General features: G+C 51.4%; 13 protein-coding genes and 1 pseudogene. 3 read left to right on the plus strand and 11 right to left on the minus strand.

The features are described from left to right. Window positions 1-30 precede the first annotated feature (30 nt). Together IMX17_RS25380 and IMX17_RS15320 are read left to right on the plus strand one after the other, a co-directional pair. Window positions 31-159 (plus strand): annotated as a pseudogene (locus tag IMX17_RS25380) (hypothetical protein); the annotation flags it as partial. 815 nt (window positions 160-974) lie between these two features. Then, entirely contained in the window at window positions 975-2,240 is a 1,266-nt protein-coding gene (locus IMX17_RS15320) for an integrase arm-type DNA-binding domain-containing protein (RefSeq protein WP_193549938.1), read from the plus strand. 481 nt (window positions 2,241-2,721) lie between these two features. Here the strand turns inward: IMX17_RS15320 and IMX17_RS15325 are convergent, their stop codons facing one another. The 10 genes from IMX17_RS15325 to IMX17_RS15370 all read right to left on the minus strand — a co-directional run bounded on the left by IMX17_RS15325 (window position 2,722) and on the right by IMX17_RS15370 (window position 17,068). Further along, window positions 2,722-3,876, minus strand: a complete 1,155-nt coding sequence (locus IMX17_RS15325; protein WP_193549939.1) for a PIN domain-containing protein — start codon at window positions 3,874-3,876, stop codon at window positions 2,722-2,724. A gap of 5 nt (window positions 3,877-3,881) precedes the next feature. Then, entirely contained in the window at window positions 3,882-4,994 is a 1,113-nt protein-coding gene (locus tag IMX17_RS25470) for a restriction endonuclease subunit S (protein ID WP_193549940.1), read from the minus strand. Beyond that, window positions 4,991-6,625 (minus strand): class I SAM-dependent DNA methyltransferase, encoded by a 1,635-nt coding sequence (locus IMX17_RS15335; protein ID WP_193549941.1) that lies wholly within the window; start codon window positions 6,623-6,625, stop codon window positions 4,991-4,993. The genes IMX17_RS25470 and IMX17_RS15335 overlap by 4 nt, the downstream gene beginning before the upstream one ends. A gap of 62 nt (window positions 6,626-6,687) precedes the next feature. Then, window positions 6,688-10,101 carry a DEAD/DEAH box helicase family protein gene (locus IMX17_RS15340; RefSeq protein WP_193549942.1) on the minus strand — a complete coding sequence of 1,138 codons (3,414 nt, stop codon included), beginning with the start codon at window positions 10,099-10,101 and terminating at the stop codon, window positions 6,688-6,690. 172 nt (window positions 10,102-10,273) lie between these two features. Further along, window positions 10,274-11,191 carry a restriction endonuclease gene (locus IMX17_RS15345; protein ID WP_193549943.1) on the minus strand — a complete coding sequence of 306 codons (918 nt, stop codon included), beginning with the start codon at window positions 11,189-11,191 and terminating at the stop codon, window positions 10,274-10,276. A 91-nt stretch (window positions 11,192-11,282) separates the two neighbouring features. Then, on the minus strand, window positions 11,283-12,401 hold the full coding sequence (locus IMX17_RS15350; protein WP_193549944.1) for an HNH endonuclease signature motif containing protein: 1,119 nt from the start codon (window positions 12,399-12,401) through the stop codon (window positions 11,283-11,285). 229 nt (window positions 12,402-12,630) lie between these two features. Continuing rightward, window positions 12,631-12,948: a hypothetical protein gene (locus tag IMX17_RS25270; RefSeq protein ID WP_197861957.1), complete on the minus strand. Its 318-nt coding sequence runs from the start codon at window positions 12,946-12,948 to the stop codon at window positions 12,631-12,633. Between the two features lie 533 nt (window positions 12,949-13,481). Further along, window positions 13,482-14,444 (minus strand): GTPase, encoded by a 963-nt coding sequence (yjiA, locus tag IMX17_RS15360; RefSeq protein ID WP_193549945.1) that lies wholly within the window; start codon window positions 14,442-14,444, stop codon window positions 13,482-13,484. Between the two features lie 21 nt (window positions 14,445-14,465). Further along, the gene (locus IMX17_RS15365; protein WP_004953088.1) at window positions 14,466-14,669 is read right to left on the minus strand and encodes a YbdD/YjiX family protein; all 204 of its coding nucleotides are present in this window, start codon (window positions 14,667-14,669) and stop codon (window positions 14,466-14,468) included. Between the two features lie 218 nt (window positions 14,670-14,887). Beyond that, a complete protein-coding gene (locus IMX17_RS15370) occupies window positions 14,888-17,068 on the minus strand; it encodes a carbon starvation CstA family protein (RefSeq protein WP_182265223.1) in 2,181 nt (726 codons plus the stop codon). A gap of 436 nt (window positions 17,069-17,504) precedes the next feature. Between IMX17_RS15370 and sfnG the strand changes: the two genes are divergently transcribed. Then, entirely contained in the window at window positions 17,505-18,599 is a 1,095-nt protein-coding gene (gene sfnG / locus IMX17_RS15375) for a dimethylsulfone monooxygenase SfnG (protein ID WP_025305137.1), read from the plus strand. 4 nt (window positions 18,600-18,603) lie between these two features. Here sfnG and IMX17_RS15380 read toward each other — a convergent pair whose 3' ends face one another. Continuing rightward, complete coding sequence (locus tag IMX17_RS15380) at window positions 18,604-19,488, minus strand: LysR family transcriptional regulator (protein WP_033641720.1); 885 nt, start codon at window positions 19,486-19,488, stop codon at window positions 18,604-18,606. Window positions 19,489-19,502: the final 14 nt, after the last annotated feature.

The raw sequence follows: 19,502 nt of genomic DNA on the forward strand, positions 1-19,502 counted from the left end.
ATCTATCCAGATGCCATTTTGCACTAGACGGTGCCGCAGACGCTGAAAGAGTATGAGCATACGCTGCTGAAACGCCGCACCAAGCTGGGAATACAGATCAACCTGATATTGAGTGACGAGTGCGAAGCGGACTGGTTGCCGAAGTGCGGTGCTGTGTGACGGTGAGTGAGTCGATCGGCCCGGCCGATCAATAGACCATGATTGATCTGCCGAACCCATTGGACGCTCAATCGCCGCGCCGCCTATAGTGGCATTGACCTAAACACACGCAGCAACACCAGGGCATTCTATCGGCCGCTGAATGGCCAATATCATAACGACAAGCGCTCCCCAAACCGGCTCAGGCCGGTTTTTTTGTGCCTGCGATTCAGACTGTTCACCCTGTAGGTGAACAGAAGTGTACACAGAGAAGGTAGCTATACATCCAGCAATGCATTGAAATAAAAGAATAAATTAAAAGGGTGTATAGGGTGAACAGTTTTTCTATAAATCTTTTTTTTGTGGCAGTGAGTCCAAGAAATAAAGCTGCGATCAGAAAATAGCGCCAGCAAATTTATGCGTAACAAGATTTTGGGTTTGGGTTCATGACGCGGAACCTAACCGAGCTCTTTGTATGGTTGAATTTTATGCTGTTGTCAGAGCAATAGTCTAATCTTCCAGCGTTTCACGAAATTTATACTGGGGGCACAAAAGGGGGCATAATCGTGATTTTGTTTTTATAACTTTATATTTTTCAGTGGATTGCATGGAGATTTGAGTCCGGCCTTCGCACCAAAAGCATGTAAATGGACCTCAACTGAGGTCTTTTTTTATGCCTGAAATCCACGCCACACAAGGCTTTACCCGCTTTTCACCTCAACTGAAGTCAACCTGGGTCAACCCACATCAACAAGCTTGTGAGTATACTAATGAGTATATTTGCCGATTCGATATTGCTTGTATACTCACGATATACCTATGGAAGTAGGCCCATTATGGCCCTAACGGATACTAAAGTTCGTTCTGCAAAACCTGAGGAGAAAGAGTATTCACTTGTTGACGGCGACGGCATGCTCTTACTTGTAAAACCTAACGGCTCAAAGTATTGGCGATTTCGTTTCCGTTTTGGCGGTAAACAGCATTTGATGGCGTTCGGCGTTTACCCGGATGTTTCGCTGGCTGATGCCAGGAAGAAAAGGGAAGAGGCCAGACAGCTGGTAGCTGCTGGTATCGATCCTCGTGAGCATAAACGTGCTGTGAAAGAAGAGCAGGCGAAAGAGATTATTACTTTCGAGAAGGTTGCCAGAGAATGGCTCACTACCAATCAGAAATGGTCGGAAGATCATGCTAATCGCGTAAAAAAGAGCCTTGAGGACAATATCTTCCCGGCAATTGGTACTCGCAATATTGCTGAACTGGGTACCCGCGATCTGTTAATTCCCATTAAAGCCGTGGAGACATCTGGACGTCTTGAAGTGGCTTCCCGTCTTCAACAGCGCACTACGGCCATCATGCGTTATGCAGTGCAAAGCGGGTTAATTGATTACAATCCGGCGCAGGAGATGGCGGGGGCGGTAGCTTCCAGTAATCGACAACATCGTCCGGCGCTGGAGTTAAAACGCATCCCTGAATTACTTCAGAAAATAGACGGCTATACCGGCAGGCCGCTAACCCGCTGGGCAACGGAACTCACTCTGCTTATCTTTATTCGATCCAGTGAGCTGCGTTTTGCTCGCTGGTCAGAAATCGATTTTGAAACTTCAATGTGGACCATCCCGCCTGAGCGAGAGCCTATTCCTGATGTGAAACATTCTCAGCGAGGCTCAAAGATGCGTACACCGCATCTGGTACCTCTCTCAAAGCAGGCGCTGGCGATCTTGGAGCAGATAAAACAGTTCTGTGGTGTACATGAGCTGATTTTTATTGGCGATCATGATCCGCGTAAGCCAATGAGTGAAAACACCGTAAACGGTGCGCTACGGGTGATGGGATATGATACTAAGGTTGAGGTTTGCGGTCACGGCTTCCGCACAATGGCCTGTAGTTCGCTAATTGAGTCAGGACTATGGTCGAAGGATGCAGTGGAGCGCCAGATGAGCCATATGGAACGCAATTCGGTGAGGGCGGCGTATATCCATAAAGCAGAACATCTGGATGAACGCAAGTTGATGTTGCAGTGGTGGGCTGATTTTCTGGATGCCAATCGGGAGAGAGCGATTACGCCGTTTGATTATGCGAAGGTAAATCGGGGCAATGTCTAGCATATGTGTTTAATAAAATAAAACTAATCAGCCATCCTCCTAAGCGAGGATGGCTGATGGACTTTACTGGAAGTAGTGTTTCTGAGTCCACCGTAACGATTACCCCTCATCAGCAATAATAACCACGCAAACTTGTTAGCAACTAGAGTATTAATCAGGTTATTCCACTAACGGGGTATAAAGAATGGCTAACAGGGTATAACGACCAGCCCTCAATGAACACGATTCCTCGTAAACATAGCTTTAAATTGCTGAGGATTGATACGTAGTGTGCGTATGCTAATAAGAACGTGATTCTCGGAAGCTTTAGTCACTTTCGATATCTGCATGGCCCCAAGAAGATTGTGTGGTAGTATACGGATGAGATTAATGAGTTTGTCAAATGTGAGATTGCAGTAGGGGCTGTGCAAAAATAAAAACCATCAAGACATATTCAAGACTTGATGGTTTATCACTTAATAACAAAATAATATCGGCTATATCAATCGCAATAATCGGGAGAGTTCATCCAGTCTGGTCCAACCTCACCAAGGTCGATAGTTATACTTGAACTAATAACTTCAATACTATCGATTTCAATATCATTATCATCTTTGTTAAAGTTAATTATAATATCGATATCTATATCCTCTGAAGTATTGAAGATTCCTCCCCCCATACCAATAAATTCTTTATCAATACCATCCCAGGTATTGAAGTCAAGAGTAGTCTCAATATCAACGTTACAGTTCACTGTATATTGTATCGAGAAAGATTCTTCTTCAGTATCAATAATGCTTAGGTTTGAGAGGAATTTTTCAAAATCATTTATAGGTTGTTGTTGGTCATCAACCATTGTTAACTCTGAAGATTCAACGTCATAGTAGAACGATGAACTTGCTTCTACATCAACTGTTAAGTTATAAAGTTGATGTGGTATTGATTCTATTATTTCTTTATTTAGCTCATCAATATTGAAAGCTTTCAGAGCATTAATGATATTGACTGACGCATTCGAGTGGAATGCAGTTAACGCATTAGACAGTTCATCAATGAAATATAATAAAGGTGATGTTTCACAAAATTCCTTCCAGTCATTGTCTTTTGAAACGGCTAAAATTTTGGTATTGTTAGATTCAGCCCAAACTTCAAGGGCTGAAAGAGCTAAAGCATCAGGGAACTCATTTTTTTTATCTTTTTTGATAGCGAATGGTGCTAATTTATTAAAATATAGATCTATTATGTTACCTAAATTTGATAGCTTGGTGCATTTTATTTCTTTGGCGCCAGACTTCTTTTTGAAGTCATCAAATCTAACTTTAGATATTTCATCTTCATTACTCGGGAAAAGCTCTTCCATTAACTCCTGTCTGCGTTGAGGTGTAATTCCCCAAGAATTACCTATAACTTTAAGACTATTTTTTGTCTCAGTCTTGTTCTTTTTTGCCTCTTCAATAAGGTGTGATAATGTTTCATGCTGAATCATATCTACTACAATAAATTTAATTTCGGTACTTTTGAATTGTGATAATTTTGATAATATTCCGATTTCAAATCCATAGTGATGATGAATGTAAATAGAGGTGTCTAGAGTTATTGCACCTATTTCCCCATTTGATATTAATCTTTTTAATTCATCAATGTTAACATTAGGCATTTTGATTACCTTGCTTTTTGGTTTTTCAGGAAGAAATTACTTGCCAATTTATTTAATAGGTTGTTACTATTCTGTTTACGCATTGCCAATTTTGTATGGTTTATCTTTTTTACTATATTTTTATAATTTTCTTGCAGGGAAATAGACGGTAGAGATAATTCAAAGTTTAATAACTCTTTCCTGTTTAGTTTAGGTATGTTTGCTCTGTCAGGTAAGGTTTTGGTGTATTTGTTGAAAGAATCAGAGAGTAATAGTTGCCATAGAAACTCACGATTAGTTTTGCTTTTAATAGGTTTTATTGGATACATATCAGCCGAGCATAAGCCGCTGAAATCAGGGATGGCGCATTTTTTCAAATAAGGTCGAATCTTTGAATACAGCACATAGTTTTCATCAAAAAGGAATTTCTTACTGATTAAATTCTCATCTCGTGCTGTTAGCGCTGGTAAAAGTAAACCGGTTTTTTTTTCAATTCTATCGGGGCCGATATGAATTAAATCAATATACTCTTCTTCTTTCGGATCTACCATCGGTGCATCTAGAGTAACAATATCGCCTAGTTTTACTTTATTTGCACCATGTTCTAGCTGGGAGAACATTTCCAAAAACGTAACACGTAAAAAATCATCAGCCAGTTTAATAGCTTGCTCGCGTTTTTGGCGTATACCATCGGCTTTATCAAGAATAGATACGATACGTTTTTGCTCACTTAGCTGTAACGGATACTTAATATTATTTTCTTTCAGGAATTTAAAGTGCCTACTATATCCCGCTGACGGAATATCTAAATTTTTTAAAAAATAAAAAAGATATTTTTCGCTTAATCCCTTTATTGGCTTAAGAACTTTTACCCCATCAGCTCCAAGAGCAAATGGGGTATCAACATACTTTAATACTCTGGTATGATCTCCAAAAATGATACATGGTAGCTCTATATTACATAAAAGCTCTTTAGAGTTTGTATAACCACTGCAAAAGTTGCTTCCTTGATCAATTATTGGAAATCTTCCTTCTATAAGGTAATCTTTACTTCCTATCTTAGGATTTCCTGAAGTAAGGTCTTTTACAACACTACAAAAATCTTTCTCGACAAATCCTACTAATTTACTGTCAATCACAGCATCCCCTCCAGCTCATCCAAATCCGCCAGAATCTCTTTTTCCAGATCTTTTAACCGCTTCAGTATCACCTTTGGATCTTCATACTCCTCGGCCTGATACACCACCTCTTTATAGCGATTGATGGAGAGGTCATATTTCTGTGCGGCAATATCCGCTTTCGGCACCACAAATGCCGCCTGAGTGCGATCGTTAAAATCAACACTAGCAGCAATCCCTTCCGGGTACTGCTGTTTCAGTAACGAGGCTAATTTCTCGCCCATAAAGTTATCAACCGGCAGCCCACGCAGGGTTCGATAATGCTTCCAGCTTGCCAGTAGATGCGGCAGGTCGTTGTCTTTTATCGGGTTACGCTTGTCATCCAGACTATAACCGTCATTTTGCAGGTCGTAGAACCAGACCTCATCCGTCTGGCCACCTTTGGTAAAGATCAGGATCGCTGTCGCCACACCCGCATAAGGCTTAAATACACCAGAAGGCAGGTTGATCACCGCTTCCAGTTGGTTATCTTCCACCAGTGTTTTACGCAGTGACTGGTGAGCCCTGCTGGGGCCAAACAGTACGCCCTGCGGCACAATAGTCGCGCTGCGGCCACCCACTTTCAACATTTGCAGAATCCGCGCCAAGAACAGCAGTTCGGTTTTTTTGGTTTTCACCATTGCCGACAGCGTGGAGTCGATGTCTTCCTCGTCCAGCGAACCGGTAAACGGCGGGTTTGCCAGGATCAGGTTGAAGGCGTTTTTACTGGCCTGTGGGAAGTTAGTACTGAAACTCTGGCTCATAGTGTCCTGATAGTGGATATCCGGCTCTTCCACGCCGTGCATAATCAGGTTCATAGCGGCGATACGCAGCATAGTGGTGTCAAAGTCGTAGCCGTGGAACATATTGTTATCCACATGGTCACGCCACGGCGTCAGCAGATCGCCAGTAAAGATTTTTTGCTCTTCTAATTCGCCGCGTTCGTTAGTGCCAATCTCGGTATGAATGGACTCCAGTGAACTGTATTTCTCCAGCAGATATTCATAGCTGGTTGCCAGAAAACCACCCGTACCACAGGCCGGATCGCAGATCGTTTCACCACGTGCCGGGTTAGGCTCCATCATCTCAACCATCGTACGGATAATGTGGCGTGGCGTGCGGAACTGACCGTTGATCCCGGCGGTAGTCAACTTGCTTAACAGGTATTCGTAAAGATCGCCTTTGGTGTCGCCACGATCCAGCGGCAGGTTTTTGATCACCTCCACAGCTTTGGTTAACAGCGAAGGTTTGACGATCTCCAGACGGGCATCTTTCATAAAGTTGCCCAGTAGAGTTACCTTCGACGTATTAGCCTGGCCGAGCTGACGGAAATGCTGGAATACGCCATCGCGCACCACTTCCATCATCTCATCCGAGCCAAGGTTGCTGTAGTGACTGAAACGGAACTCCTGCTGTTCTGGTGTAAAACGCGGTTTAAAATCAATACCCGCGATTTGTTTACGCTTCTCGTCTCGCTGTTCCTGGGTATCCAGCATCCGGGAGTACATCAGGTAGGTGATTTGTTCGATTACGGTCAGTGGGTTAGTGATGCCACCCACCCAGAAATCTTCCCATAGTCCGTCGATTTTACTTTTTAAGTCACCGGTAATCATTGTTAGTGTTTATATCCTGTTTTAATACAAAAGCCCCGCTGTCGGGGCTTGTCATGCGCGTATTATACCGTCGCTGTGTCGGTCACAACACCCAGCTCTTCGACTATCTTTTGCAGCCGGGCGATCTGCTCGATATCCGGGAAAACGCCAGTAACGCCTTCGTTATGGATATGTGTAAACGGCTGTTCAAAAAGCTGTCGCATTTCAATGGTGCCGTAATCGCGAATGTGGTTTTTTAGCAGTGACAGGAAGCGCAGTTGCTGGCTGGTCAGGCTGTTGTCAGCTGCGAACTGTGCAAAACGTACTTCGACCGCGTCACTGTCCATACCGATGATGGTACGCAAAAGTTTATCCAGGCTGGCGGTTGCCTGTGGATAGAACTCTTTCAGCGCCCGAATATCAACGTTGGGGTTCTGGATCAGTACCAGCTTCGCCAGTTCATCCAGCTCGCTTTGCGTCACCGACTCGCCGTTGCGGATTTTCTTCAGCACCGAATTTTGCTGGAACAGCGGCTCTAGTGCACCCTGAACCTGCTGGCGATAGAGTTTGAAATCAATCGAGCGGATGTTGGTTTTGCGGGTCTCCGTCTGGATTAGGTCGGCATCTTCGGTAATATCCACCTGTATCGAGCCAAATTTTGGCGTCGCATCTTTCTCCATCAGGTGCATTATACCGCGCAGATGAATGCGGATATCCTCCAGCTCTTCTAAGGTGGCCTGCTTCCACCAGCCCAAATCACGAAGTTGATTAATCCGTTGTCCCTGTTGCTGTACCTGAGTTAGATGCGGCGGCAGACGTTCCACTTTCTCGATAATGACCGGCCAGAGCACATCCAGCTCTTCCGGGTTGCTATAACGGGCAGTTTGCGCCGCCAGAATATCCATATCGAAACGCATGGCATCGCTTTGCCCGCGCACGTCCAGCCACTGCATCAGCGGGGCCAGGACAGATAGCAGATCCTGCTGTGTTTTCGGGGAAAGCTGGCGCAGCACTTTTACATCGCTGTACTGCGCTTTTTGCTGCCACTTTTCCTGCACGGCAATCGACTTTTCATCCAGCGCGTTGATCTGCTCGCGGAGCTGGTGAGCGACTAAATCCACCGCCTGTTTGTCGAACTTACGCTGCGCGGCAGCCCCCAGCATAACCCACGCTTCGAAGCGTTTTTGCGCCAGCGATTTTGTCGTTTTCACTTCGGCTTCTTCGGTATGCAGCTCGTGATACTCAAAATTGCCCCAGTGATCGAAGATACGGAATTTTTGCTTATCCAGCGGTTTGCCGTTGTCATCGTAGCCGTACAGCCCCGCACAGAGGCGCGTACCACGGCCAATCATCTGCCAGAACTTCACTTTTGATTTGACCGGCTTGGCAAAGACCAGATTCACAATTTCCGGAACATCAATACCGGTATCAAGCATGTCAACAGAGATAGCGATGGTCAGCTCTTTGTTGGTGCTTTCATCCAGCCCTTTAAAATCGTCAATCAGTTGCTCGGCGCGGGGATCGTAGTTGTCGATGACCTGGCAGAAGCGTCCGGCAAACTGCGGGTACATGTCGTCGAACAATTCATTCAACAGCAGCGCGTGTTTGTGGTTACGGGCGAAAATGATGGTTTTACCTGGCAGTTGGCCGTCCCGATCTTTCAGGCCATTTTCCATCAGGTTACGCAGGATATAGCGGTTGGTGTCTTTGTTATAAATTGCCTCATCCAGCGCCTTGCCATCAAATTCCAGCGTATTAGGATCGATACCCTGTTCTTCAAGTTCGCGGATTTGTTCGTCGCTTAATTTCTCCCGTTTGATGCCTTCGCGCAGGAATTCTGTGGTGTGCGTGACAACCTCATAGGGAACCAGATTGTTATCGGCGATGGCATCTTCCAGGCTGTAGTTGGCGGTAGGGATACGTCCTTCACAACCAAACAGGCCGAAAGTGGTTTTACTCACCATGTCGATCGGCGTGGCCGTCAGGCCAATCTGGAGGGCATCAAAATACTTAAACAGATCGCCGTAGACGTTGTAGATCGAGCGGTGGGATTCGTCGGCAATGATCAGATCGAAATAACCGACATCGAAATGGTCCATGATTTTCATCATGCCGGGATAAGTGGCAATGTAGATCCTGGCATTCTGCCTGTCTGCTTTTTTCGATTTCCCGACCACATACAGCGGCTCATTGGTGAATTGATTGAAGGCATTCGCCGCCTGTTTGCGCAGCTCTTTACGGTCGCAAAGGAACAGAACGCGTTTTACCCAACGGGCATCAATCATCAGTTTGCTCAGTGCAATCGCTACACGGGTTTTACCAGTGCCGGTGGCCTGAACGATTAATGACTGACGATATTTATTGGTAAACCGTTCGCTGACGCGGGCAATGGTTTCAAGCTGATACAAACGTCCGGCAACGGCCTTACCTTCGTTGTCTTTTACGTGCGGCACACTGTTCAGTGGCAGACGGGTTTCACGCTGCTGAATAAGATATTGCAGGCTTTCCTTGCTGTAGAAACCAAATACTCGACGCGGGGGATAACCATGAGTTTTATGGTCGTCCCACAGCCAGATATCATAGCCGTTGGTGTAGAAAATGATCGGGCGCTGACCGTATTCTTTTTCCAGCCAGTCTGCATATAGCCGAGCCTGAATTCGTCCTTGCTCGGCATTGACGCTGGTTTTTTTTGCTTCCACCACCGCCAGCGGTTTATGCGCTTCATCCCACAAGACATAATCCGCATAACCGTCACCGGTTGCAGTAGGCTGTTCTTTAACGGGGTGTTCCTGCGTAACCTGATCGGTATTATTAAGCTCTTCCCCTACATTCCAGTCGGCGGCAAGCAGGCGTGAATCAATCAGGCGGCGGCGGGTTTCCGCTTCATCAATAGAAAGAATGTCGGCAACATGCTGGTTGCGAGCTCTGGCTTCATTCAGGCGCTGGGTGAGATGTTCGGCCTTTTCCTGCTCTTGCTGGAGTGCGCGTTGTAACGCCAGTTCGCGCTCACGGCTTTCATCCTGAGCCCTGATTGCATCTTCCAGACGTTTTTCATCTGCACGACCTGAGGATTGTGTTAACGGAGGGAGAGAGAATTTGGGGCAGTCATCAACATTACCGTGGGCATAACGAACATACAGCCAGACCCCTAATAAATATGCTTCTTTAAGCAGCCAGTAGGTATCTTTAGCTTTAATGCGTCCACCGTGCGCGGCACGGTTGCCGTGGATACGTAGCGCATCCATTTTCATGATGATGGCTTCCGGCATCATGCTGGTAAACACATCTGCGTTCATTAAATCATACAGATTTGCTTTGATGCCTTCAGGCAGCCGTTCCTGACGATATAACCAACGCACCATCAATTCGGTGTAGTTGCGCAGCTTAACCAGACTGCTTTCCGGGTCGGTGTGAACGTAACGTTCCGCCATACACGCGAGTTCCGCCAGTTCCGGCCACTGGCTGCGCAACATTTCAAAATTGAGAGACTGCTCCATCAATCATCGCCTTATATCGTGGATACAACAGCATTTCTGGAAAGGATATCACATTACTTTTGGTAGCAAAGCGAGAGGGAGTCATAGCTGATTCATCCTAAGACAAATAGATGACTGCTGATCAATTTATTAGTCTCCAAAGCAATTTTTTATTTGAGATTGAACACACTTACTACTGATCAAAATAATCACTATCCAACTTTGGTACTTTAACCAGCGTCGAACTGACACCCACCTCATTATCCATCATCAAATGTACCAATCGGTTACCGTCGATAAGTACCATGCCTTCTACCGATTGCGCGTAGGCAACGGCATGTTTAGTAAAGCCAGAGGTCGTGATGAAGACCCCTCGTTTAGCCTTTTGTCCCACAAGTGCACCGTAGAAGGCATGCAACTCAGGGCGGCCTACGGTGTTTTGCCAGCGTTTGGCTTGTACATACACTTTTTCTAAGCCGAGCTTGTCTAAAGAAATTACGCCATCAATCCCCGCATCACCGCTGCCTCCGACACGCTTCAAATCATCGCGATGGCCGCCGTAACCTAAGCGATGCAGCACATCCAGCACGATGACCTCGAAGCGGCCTGGAGATACTTGGCTTAGGTTCTCCAGCAGTTCCGTTGCAACAGCCTCGCGGATCTCTTTGATTGATTGCTCAAGGCGATCGTCTGGGCTATTTGTTAACATTGCTTCGGTTAGAAGGGGTTCTGTAACCGGATCCAAATCCACTGCATCACTATTTTGTTGAAGTTTGACGTTGGTATAAGCCAAAGCGAGATGTTCGACTTCTGCTGCAGTAAGCGGGTTTGGATGCTGCTTTAACCAATCGATGCCTTTGGCGGTTAAGCACCATTTGCCTCTGGATAAGCTGTGCGAGAGCCCGGCACGTTTCAGACGATCGTGAGCCCAGCCGGTACGGTTCTTATAAACCAATTGGCCGCTGGCAATGGTTTCTGCTCGTTGTTCTTCGTTTAGGTTGAGTATGTCTGCTGTTGCATCTTGCACATCTCGAGCAAGTGCGCCTTCGGGCTTGGTTGCCAAAAAGCGAAGCACTGGCTCGATGAATTGGTCGTAGGTAGGTACTGACATGCTGAGATTCCCTGTTTTTCCTTATTGTTCCTATGATACTGCACAAACTCGGTTTTGAAGTTGACAGGTAGCACGCTGTTGTCGGCAACTTTTAACCGATAGCGGCCTCTTTCATCTCCAACTTCACCATCAGCTTCTTGTTCACCTCTTTCCCATCTACCCCACTATGAATCCGGCGATGGCAAGTGGGGCAGATGGCGCCCACCCACTGCGGGTGATCGGGGCCTTCGTCGGCTAAGCGTTTGGTGTGGTGAGGTTCGAGGTAGGGCTCGCCGTTCCTTTTCTTGAACGGTGCTGGCTGGTTGCAGGCTTCGCAGATACCATTGGCGCGCTTGAGCACGTATTTTTTTACGTCTTCGCTGCGTTTGAACCAGGATTTTTTGCTGTCGCTCTGTTGGCGCTTGCCCGATTGCTGTGAGGACTGCAGTGCCTTCTTGCGCAACTGTTCGAGCGTTTCTGTTAGCGTATCGGCTTCATCGGTTTCTGCATCTTCTTCAACCGCATGCAGTGACGAGACTTTGAACAGGTTAAAGGTAATGCCTTGCCGCATGTTATTTTCGAAGTCTAAGCACTGAATGTGATCCCAAGAATCGCACTCAAACATGCCAAGATAGCGGACGCCTTTTTCTTTCTTGTTGTCTTCGAACAGGAAGATGTCTTTGCCGTCTTTTTTATGGTCGCGGATGGATTTATTACCCCGAATAAATTCCATAGGGCCTTTTTGGCCTTCTCCCGTATAAGAGAAGCTGCCTTCGGGTGTCCATCCATCTTTATAGCCGTAGGTTTCGCCGTTTTCTCCGGTGAAGATAAAGATCACCGGAAATTCCCGTGGGGTCCAGATACCGCCTTGCAGCTGCCCACCGTAAAGCTCGATAAGCGCTTTGCGTGTGTACAGTTTGCCTTCGGTTAAATAGTCAAAAGGATGCGGTGTTTCGACGATCTCAAAACCGAGGTCTTTGAGAAATTGGATGGCTTTTTCTGTTCTGCTATCGGTATTTATTCCCTTAAACGGATAGCCATGCTGTTCACTGTATGCTCTAGCGGCAATGCCGCGGATATCGTACTTCTCGCCATTATAAAGAAGGGTGCATTTTTTAAATCGCTTTATTTTATGTTGTTTTAAGAATTCATCTCGGCCAAGTTTTTTATATTCTTCGATGGCTTTTAAAACGGATTCTTTTGAAGATAACGCTTCTATTGCAGTTGCCAAAACCACTCCCTCACATTGCCGAGTAGACTCTGAGCAATGTGCTTGCTGACGAGAGCAGTATGCATCAATACCCAGCAGTTAACTCATCGATTTACCGAATGCGTTAACTATGCCAGGTAGGGGAGGAAATGCCTACCTTGATGAATGTTTTTGTTGTGATATGTCAGTCAGATCTATTGGAAATCATGGGTGGGAAGGGCGATGAGCATCGCCCTGATTGCCATTTACGTTAGCCGCAGGCTTCCATCTCCCGCAGTGCCCGCCCATAAAGATTACACAACGCAGGAACCAGATGCGCCGTGGCGTTGAGATAGTGATTCAGCTGTTCCCAGCCTTCAGTGTCCAGCTGTGGGTGCTTTTGCAGCAAGTGGCCGAACAACATCAGGCCGTGGCACAGCCCTTCAGCCTGCTCGGCAGAGAGTGCGGCCAGGTCTAAGAGTTCTGAGGGATTGTAAGCGCTGAGATCGAGGTGGTTAAACAGTTGGCGATAGAGGGTAAGGGTGTTGGGGATGGTTTCAGAAGCGTTGGGTAAGTTTGTGTTTTCCATATCGGCTATTTCCATTGGGAGAGAAATACCGCTACCAGAAGAGACGCTAAACTCGGGTGGTAGCTCGAACGGCGTTAGCGTACCGGCCCCAACGGATACCGGCCTTCCCGGAGGAAGCACCGCCCGAGCCACCATTGTTTGGGTGCGCATCGGCATGCTCGAATTTATACCATATTCGAACAGGGTTGGGGGATTCGGAACGCTAACTCCGGCTGCGGATTTTGCCGCAACGGAAAAACTATAGCGTTATCAGCAAAGGGAAAAAATAAGCTGTATGGAATTACAGTTTATTTACTTTCAGGATTGGAATGCAGCTCGCAATTCGCCATTCTCTCGGTATTAAATGATTAGTCATAAATTCATAGGCGATATTTATTGGTTAAAGCTAATAAAATGGAATGTGATGGTAGTAGGTTTATTATCGCAAGAAAAAACAGGCAGGAAACAAACTACGGCTAATACCACTCCCTCCACCCCGTTAGCGCCATAAGCCCATAAAGGAGCCCTCACAGGCTCCAATATCCCAACCCCGCTTACCCCAACGCCCCAATCCGCTCCCGAATCTCCTCCTCCGGCAGATCCATGCCGATGAATACCAAGGTACTCCGACGTTCCTCACCAGGCAGCCACTCCCGATCCCAGTCGGCGTTATACAGCCGCTGCACGCCCTGGAACAGCAGGCGGCGCGGTTCGTCTTCGATAGACAGAATGCCTTTGTAGCGCAGCAGGTTGTCGGCGTATTCCAGCAGCAGGCCTTCCATCACGTCGGAGATTTGCATCAGCGGCAGCGGGCGTTCCAGCGTCACGACAATTGAGCGGATGTCGCTCTGCGGCTGCGGGATGCGGCGGAACAGCGGGGTGGCTGGCGTCAGGTGCAGCTTGTCGTTCAGCGTGAAGCCTTCGATGTCGAACAGCACGCTCAGATCGATATCGCCGTGCGTCACCTTGTAGACCGGCGCGCGGGCGTTCATCCGCTGCAGCCGCTGGATCAGCGCCTCGCAGTCCGGCGCCACGTCGGTTTTGGTCAGCAGGATGCGGTCGGCGTAGCCCACCTGCGCCTGGGCGATGCTGAACTGGCTCAGCTGTTGGTCGGCGTGCGCCGTGTCCACCAGGGTGATGATGCCGTCCAGCAGGAAGCGCTCGCACAGGATCTCGTGCGAGAAAAAGGTCTGGGTAATCGGGCCGGGATCGGCCATGCCGGTGCATTCGATGATCAGCCGATCGAACGCCAGCTGGCCGCTGTCGACGCCGTCCAGCAGATCCAGCAGCGCGTCCGCCAGCTCGTTGGATTTGCTGCAGCAGATGCAGCCGTTGCTCAGAGTGGTGATGCGGCTGGCGCGATCGCCGATCAGCGCGTCGTCGATCGGCACTTCGCCGAACTCGTTCTCGATGACCGCGATTTTATAGCCGTGGTTGGCGTTCAGGATATGGCGCAGCAGGGTGGTTTTGCCGGCGCCCAAAAAGCCGGTCAGGATGGTGACTGCAATGGGTTTCATACGGATCCTTGTGACTGCGGGTTAACAGCAGCGCATGCCGCCTTTGCCGTCGCCGCCGTAGCGCGCTTGCTGGCGCTCGCGGAAAAATTCTTTATAGGTCATCACCGGCTTGTCCGGGTGGTTGTCTTTCATGTGCTGGACGTAGGTATCGTAGTCAGGCACGCCCACCAACATGCGCGCCGCCTGCCCGAGATATTTCCCCGCCTGGCCGAGATTTCCGAACATAAGCCTTCTCCAACTCTACCCAGCATCACTACAGCGCTTGCTTTAGCCTGATATTAGGGGAAGCCGGGGGATGGGGTTCCCGCAGGGATGCCCCACCTCCGGGTCGCCCCGGGTATCTCGATTGTATCGCGCCGCACGGCTGGCATCTTGCGATACGCTGGCCGTGCGGCTTTGGGTACTACTTAACGTTTATTATGCAGGGTATCCGTTAAATCACATCAATGCTGGGTCGAAACTTTGACCTCCCCCTCAGTTACGCCGTCGGCGGGCGCGGCCTGCGGCACTGGCACGTAAGGCGTTTCCTGGTCGGTGCGTTTCGGGTTTTTGTGCGCCGCCAGCGCGGTTTTCACCCCGTAGAAGATGATGCTGTACACCACCAGCAGGAACAGAATGCTCAGCCCGGCGTTGGTGTAGTTGTTCACCACGATGTGGTTCATGTTGGCGATCTGCTGGGCGCTCAGCTCGGCGCCGCCTTCGGCGATTTTGCGTTTGTACTCGCCGGCCAGGAAGAAGAAGCCTTCCAGCTGTGGGTTGTCGCTGAACAGCTTCAGGCCCAGCGCGTAGGTGGTGCAGATCAGCAGCCACACCGCCGGCAGCACGGTCACCCAGATGTATTGGGTGCGCTTCATTTTAATCAGCACCACGGTGCCCAGCACCAGCGCCACGGCGGCCAGCATCTGGTTGGAGATGCCGAACAGCGGCCACAGGCTCTTCACGCCGCCGAGCGGATCCACCACGCCCTGGTACAGCAGGTAGCCCCACAGCCCGACGCAGCCGGCGGTGCCGATGATGCCGGCCACCAGTGAGTCGGTTTTCTTCAGGAACGGCACGAAGTTGCCCAGCAGATCCTGCAGCATAAAGCGGCCGGAACGGGTGCCGGCGTCCAGCGCGGTCAGGATGAACAGCGCCTCGAACAGAATGCCGAAGTGATACCAGAAGCCCATGTTGGCACCCGGAATGATCTGGTGGAACACGTGGGCGATGCCCACCGCCAGCGTTGGCGCGCCGCCGGCGCGGTTCAGCACCGAAGGTTCGCCGATGTCGGTGGCGGTCTGCAGGATCTGTTCCGGGCTGATGACGAAGCCCCAGGAGCTGACCGCCGCCGCCGCGTGCACGGTCACGTCCTTCAGCGAAGCCATGATCATCGGCGCGTCTTCGGTGCCCAGGCGGTGCAGATCCGGCATGGTGATGCCCAGCGCCGCCGGCGGGGTGTTCATGGCGAAGTACAGGCCCGGCTCGATGATGGAAGCCGCTACCAGCGCCATGATGGCGACGAAGGACTCCATCAGCATCGCGCCGTAGCCGATAAAGCGCGCGTCGGTCTCATTGGCCAGCAGCTTCGGCGTGGTGCCGGAGGCGATCAGCGCGTGGAAGCCGGAGACCGCGCCGCAGGCGATGGTGATGAACAGGAACGGGAACAGGGTGCCTTTCCACACCGGGCCGGTGCCGTCGACGAACTGGGTCACCGCCGGCATTTTCAGCTCAGGGTTGAGGATCACGATGCCGATCGCCAGCCCGACGATCACGCCGATTTTCAGGAAGGTGGCCAGGTAGTCGCGCGGCGCCAGGATCAGCCACACCGGCAGCAGAGCGGAGACGAACGCGTAGCCGATCAGCGTGAAGGTGATGGTGGTGTCTTTAAAGGTCAGCGCCGGGCCCCAGTACGGGTCGTGCGCCACCACGCCGCCGAACCAGATGGCGGCCACCAGCAGCACGATGCCGATGATTGACACTTCACCCACGCGGCCAGGGCGCAGGTAGCGCATGTAGATGCCCATAAACAGCGCGATCGGCACGGTGGAGCAGACGGTGAACACGCCCCACGGGCTTTCCGCCAGCGCTTTCACCACGATCAGCGCCAGCACCGCCAGGATGATGATCATGATCAGGAAGCAGCCGAACAGCGCGATGGTGCCCGGTATCGGCCCCATCTCTTTTTTGATGATCTCACCGAGCGAGGCGCCGTTGCGGCGCGAGGAGATGAACAGCACCATAAAGTCCTGTACCGCCCCCGCCAGCACCACGCCGCCCAGCAGCCACAGCGTGCCGGGCAGATAGCCGACCTGCGCGGCCAGCACCGGCCCCACCAGCGGCCCGGCGCCGGCGATGGCGGCGAAGTGGTGGCCGAACAGCACGTTCTTGTTGGTCGGCACGTAGTTGAGGCCGTCGTTGTTGACCACCGCCGGTGTGGCGCGGCTGGCGTCCAGCTTCATCACCCTGGTGGCGATGTACAGGCTGTAGTAGCGGTAGGCCACCAGATACACCGCCACCGAAGCGACGACGATCCACAGCGCGCTGATGTGTTCGCCGCGGCGCAGCGCCACCACGCCGAGGCAGGCTGCGCCGAGTATCCCCAGCAGCATCCACGGAATGTGCTTTAAAATCCCCTCTCGTTTCATGAGGTATCCTTAATTCCAGTCTGCAAAATATGAATGAACTCATCCGCTTGTAAGAGATGTCAGAGTGGCGCGGTGAGCCGTAGCGTCTTTCCCGAGGTAAGGCGGGTTTAGGAACAGCTCATCATCGCCGGGGGTAAGGGGGGAAGACAGGCGTATTTCGCTCAGCGGTCAGATCCGCCGGGTGAACGGTTGGATTGGCGGGGTGAGCGGTTTGTTGCATAACCAACAGCCGCCCGTCAGCCGCTGTTGCCAATGCAGCACCCGCCCGCACCCGCCGGCTTTAAACGCCCGGTTTTTCAGCCAGATGCCTTAACGCGGCGGTTGGCACGCATCCTGCTATCGGTTTTATAACCAAAACAAGGTTTTCAATATTTGGAAATCAATAATGGTTATATGCGCGCCGCATAACGGCGCCGACGGTCAGAGGGAGAGAAGCATGTCAGCAGCAAACCACTCGCAGCAGCCGATTCAATTCGCCTACTGGGTGCCGAACGTTTCCGGCGGCCTGGTGATCAGCAATATCCCGCAGCGCACCGGTTGGGACATCGGTTATAACCGCAAGCTGGCGCAGATCGCCGAGCGCGCCGGTTTCGACTACGCGCTTACCCAGATCCGCTTCACCGCCGGTTACGGCGCGGAGAACCAGCACGAATCGGTGTCGTTCTCACAGGCGCTGCTGGACGCCACCGAAAAGCTGAAAGTGATCGCCGCACTGCTGCCGGGGCCGTGGAACCCCACGCTGGCGGCCAAACAGATCGCCACCATCAGCCATCTTTCCAACGCGCGCATCGCGGTGAACATTGTCAGCGGCTGGTTCCGCGGCGAGTTCAAGGCCATCGGCGAGCCGTGGCTGGATCATGAGGAGCGCTACCTGCGCTCGGAAGAGTTTATCCGCTGCCTGCGCGGCATCTGGACTGAGCCCAGCTTCACCTTCGCCGGCGATTTCTACCGTTTCCGCGACTACTCGCTGAAGCCGAAGCCGCTGGCGCCGTTGCCGGAAATTTTCCAGGGCGGCAGCTCACGCGCGGCGCGCGACATGGCGGCGCGGGTCTCGGACTGGTATTTCACCAACGGCAACAGCGTGGAGGGCATTCGCCGGCAGGTGGAGGACATCCAGAGCAAGGCGCAGGCCAATCACCATCGGGTGAAGGTGGGGGTGAACGGTTTCGTCATCGCCCGCGAGAGCGAACAGGCGGCGCAGGCGGTGCTGCAGGAGATCATCGATCACGCCAACCCGGAGGCGGTGCAGGGTTTCGGGCACGAGGTGAAAAACGCCGGGGCGGCCTCGCCCGAGGGCGAGGGCAACTGGGCCAAGTCCACCTTCGAAGATTTGGTGCAGTATAACGACGGCTTTAAAACCAACCTGATCGGCACGCCGCAGCAGATCGCCGAGCGCATCATCGCGTTGAAAGACGCCGGGGTGGATCTGCTGTTGCTGGCGTTTCTGCACTTCCAGGAAGAGGTGGAGTACTTCGGCCGCGAAGTGATCCCGCTGGTGCGCGAGCTGGAGCGCCAGCGGGCGGCGGCCTGAGCGTTCAACCCGTTTGCAGGGTTTGCAGCAGGTGGATAAAGGCGGCGCTGAGCGGCGGCGTGGCCGGCTCATGGCGGGTAAAGACATAAAAGCGCGCGCTGATGTCGATCCCCTGCGTCGGGATTTTCTGCAGGTGCAGCTGCGGGGCATAGTGCGCGACGACCCGATCGCTCAGCAGCGCGATATAGCCCTGCTGCCTGACCAGGCACCAGGTCGCCAGAAAGGAGTCGGTCTCGACGATCTGGCCGTGCGGCGTGTAACGCTCGGCGATCTCGCGGATGGCGGCGTGCCCCACCGAGCAGGAGCGCGGCACCACCCATTTGGCTTCGGCCGGCGGCTGCCCGGCGGCGGTCAGGTCGCCCCCTTGATAGAGCGAGAAGCGCTCGCTCTTCAGCGCCTGCATGGCCAGATCGGCGCCGCCCGCCGCGCCGTTCAGGCTGCTGACCGCCAAATCCAGCTCGCAGTTTCTCAGCCGGGCGAGCAGGCCTTCCGGGCCGTCTTCCACCACCGTCACCCGGGTATGCGGGTAGCGGCGGTTGAAGCCTTCGAGCACCTGAGGCAGGTAGCACAGCAGCGGATCGACGCTCATCCCCACCCGCAGGCGCTTCTCGCCGCCGGCGCTCATGCCGCGCAGCTCGTCAAACGCGCTGAGCAACTGATTGGTGGCGGCGTCAATCCGCCGGTAAAACAGCTCGCCGACCGCCGTCAGGCGCACGCCGCGGTTGCTGCGCTCAAGCAACCGCGCGCCGATGGACATTTCCAGCTCTTTGAGCACCCGGCTGAGCGTCGGTTGCGAGACGGCCAGTTTTTTCGCGGCATCGTGCAAACTTCCGCAGTGAACGATGTCTTTGAACATCGTCAGATGAGCCAGTTTCGGCATGGTTTTCATGGTGGATCTCCCTG

This window comes from Serratia sp. X3, assembly GCF_014982455.1.
Taxonomy (GTDB): Bacteria; Pseudomonadota; Gammaproteobacteria; order Enterobacterales; family Enterobacteriaceae; genus Serratia; species Serratia ureilytica.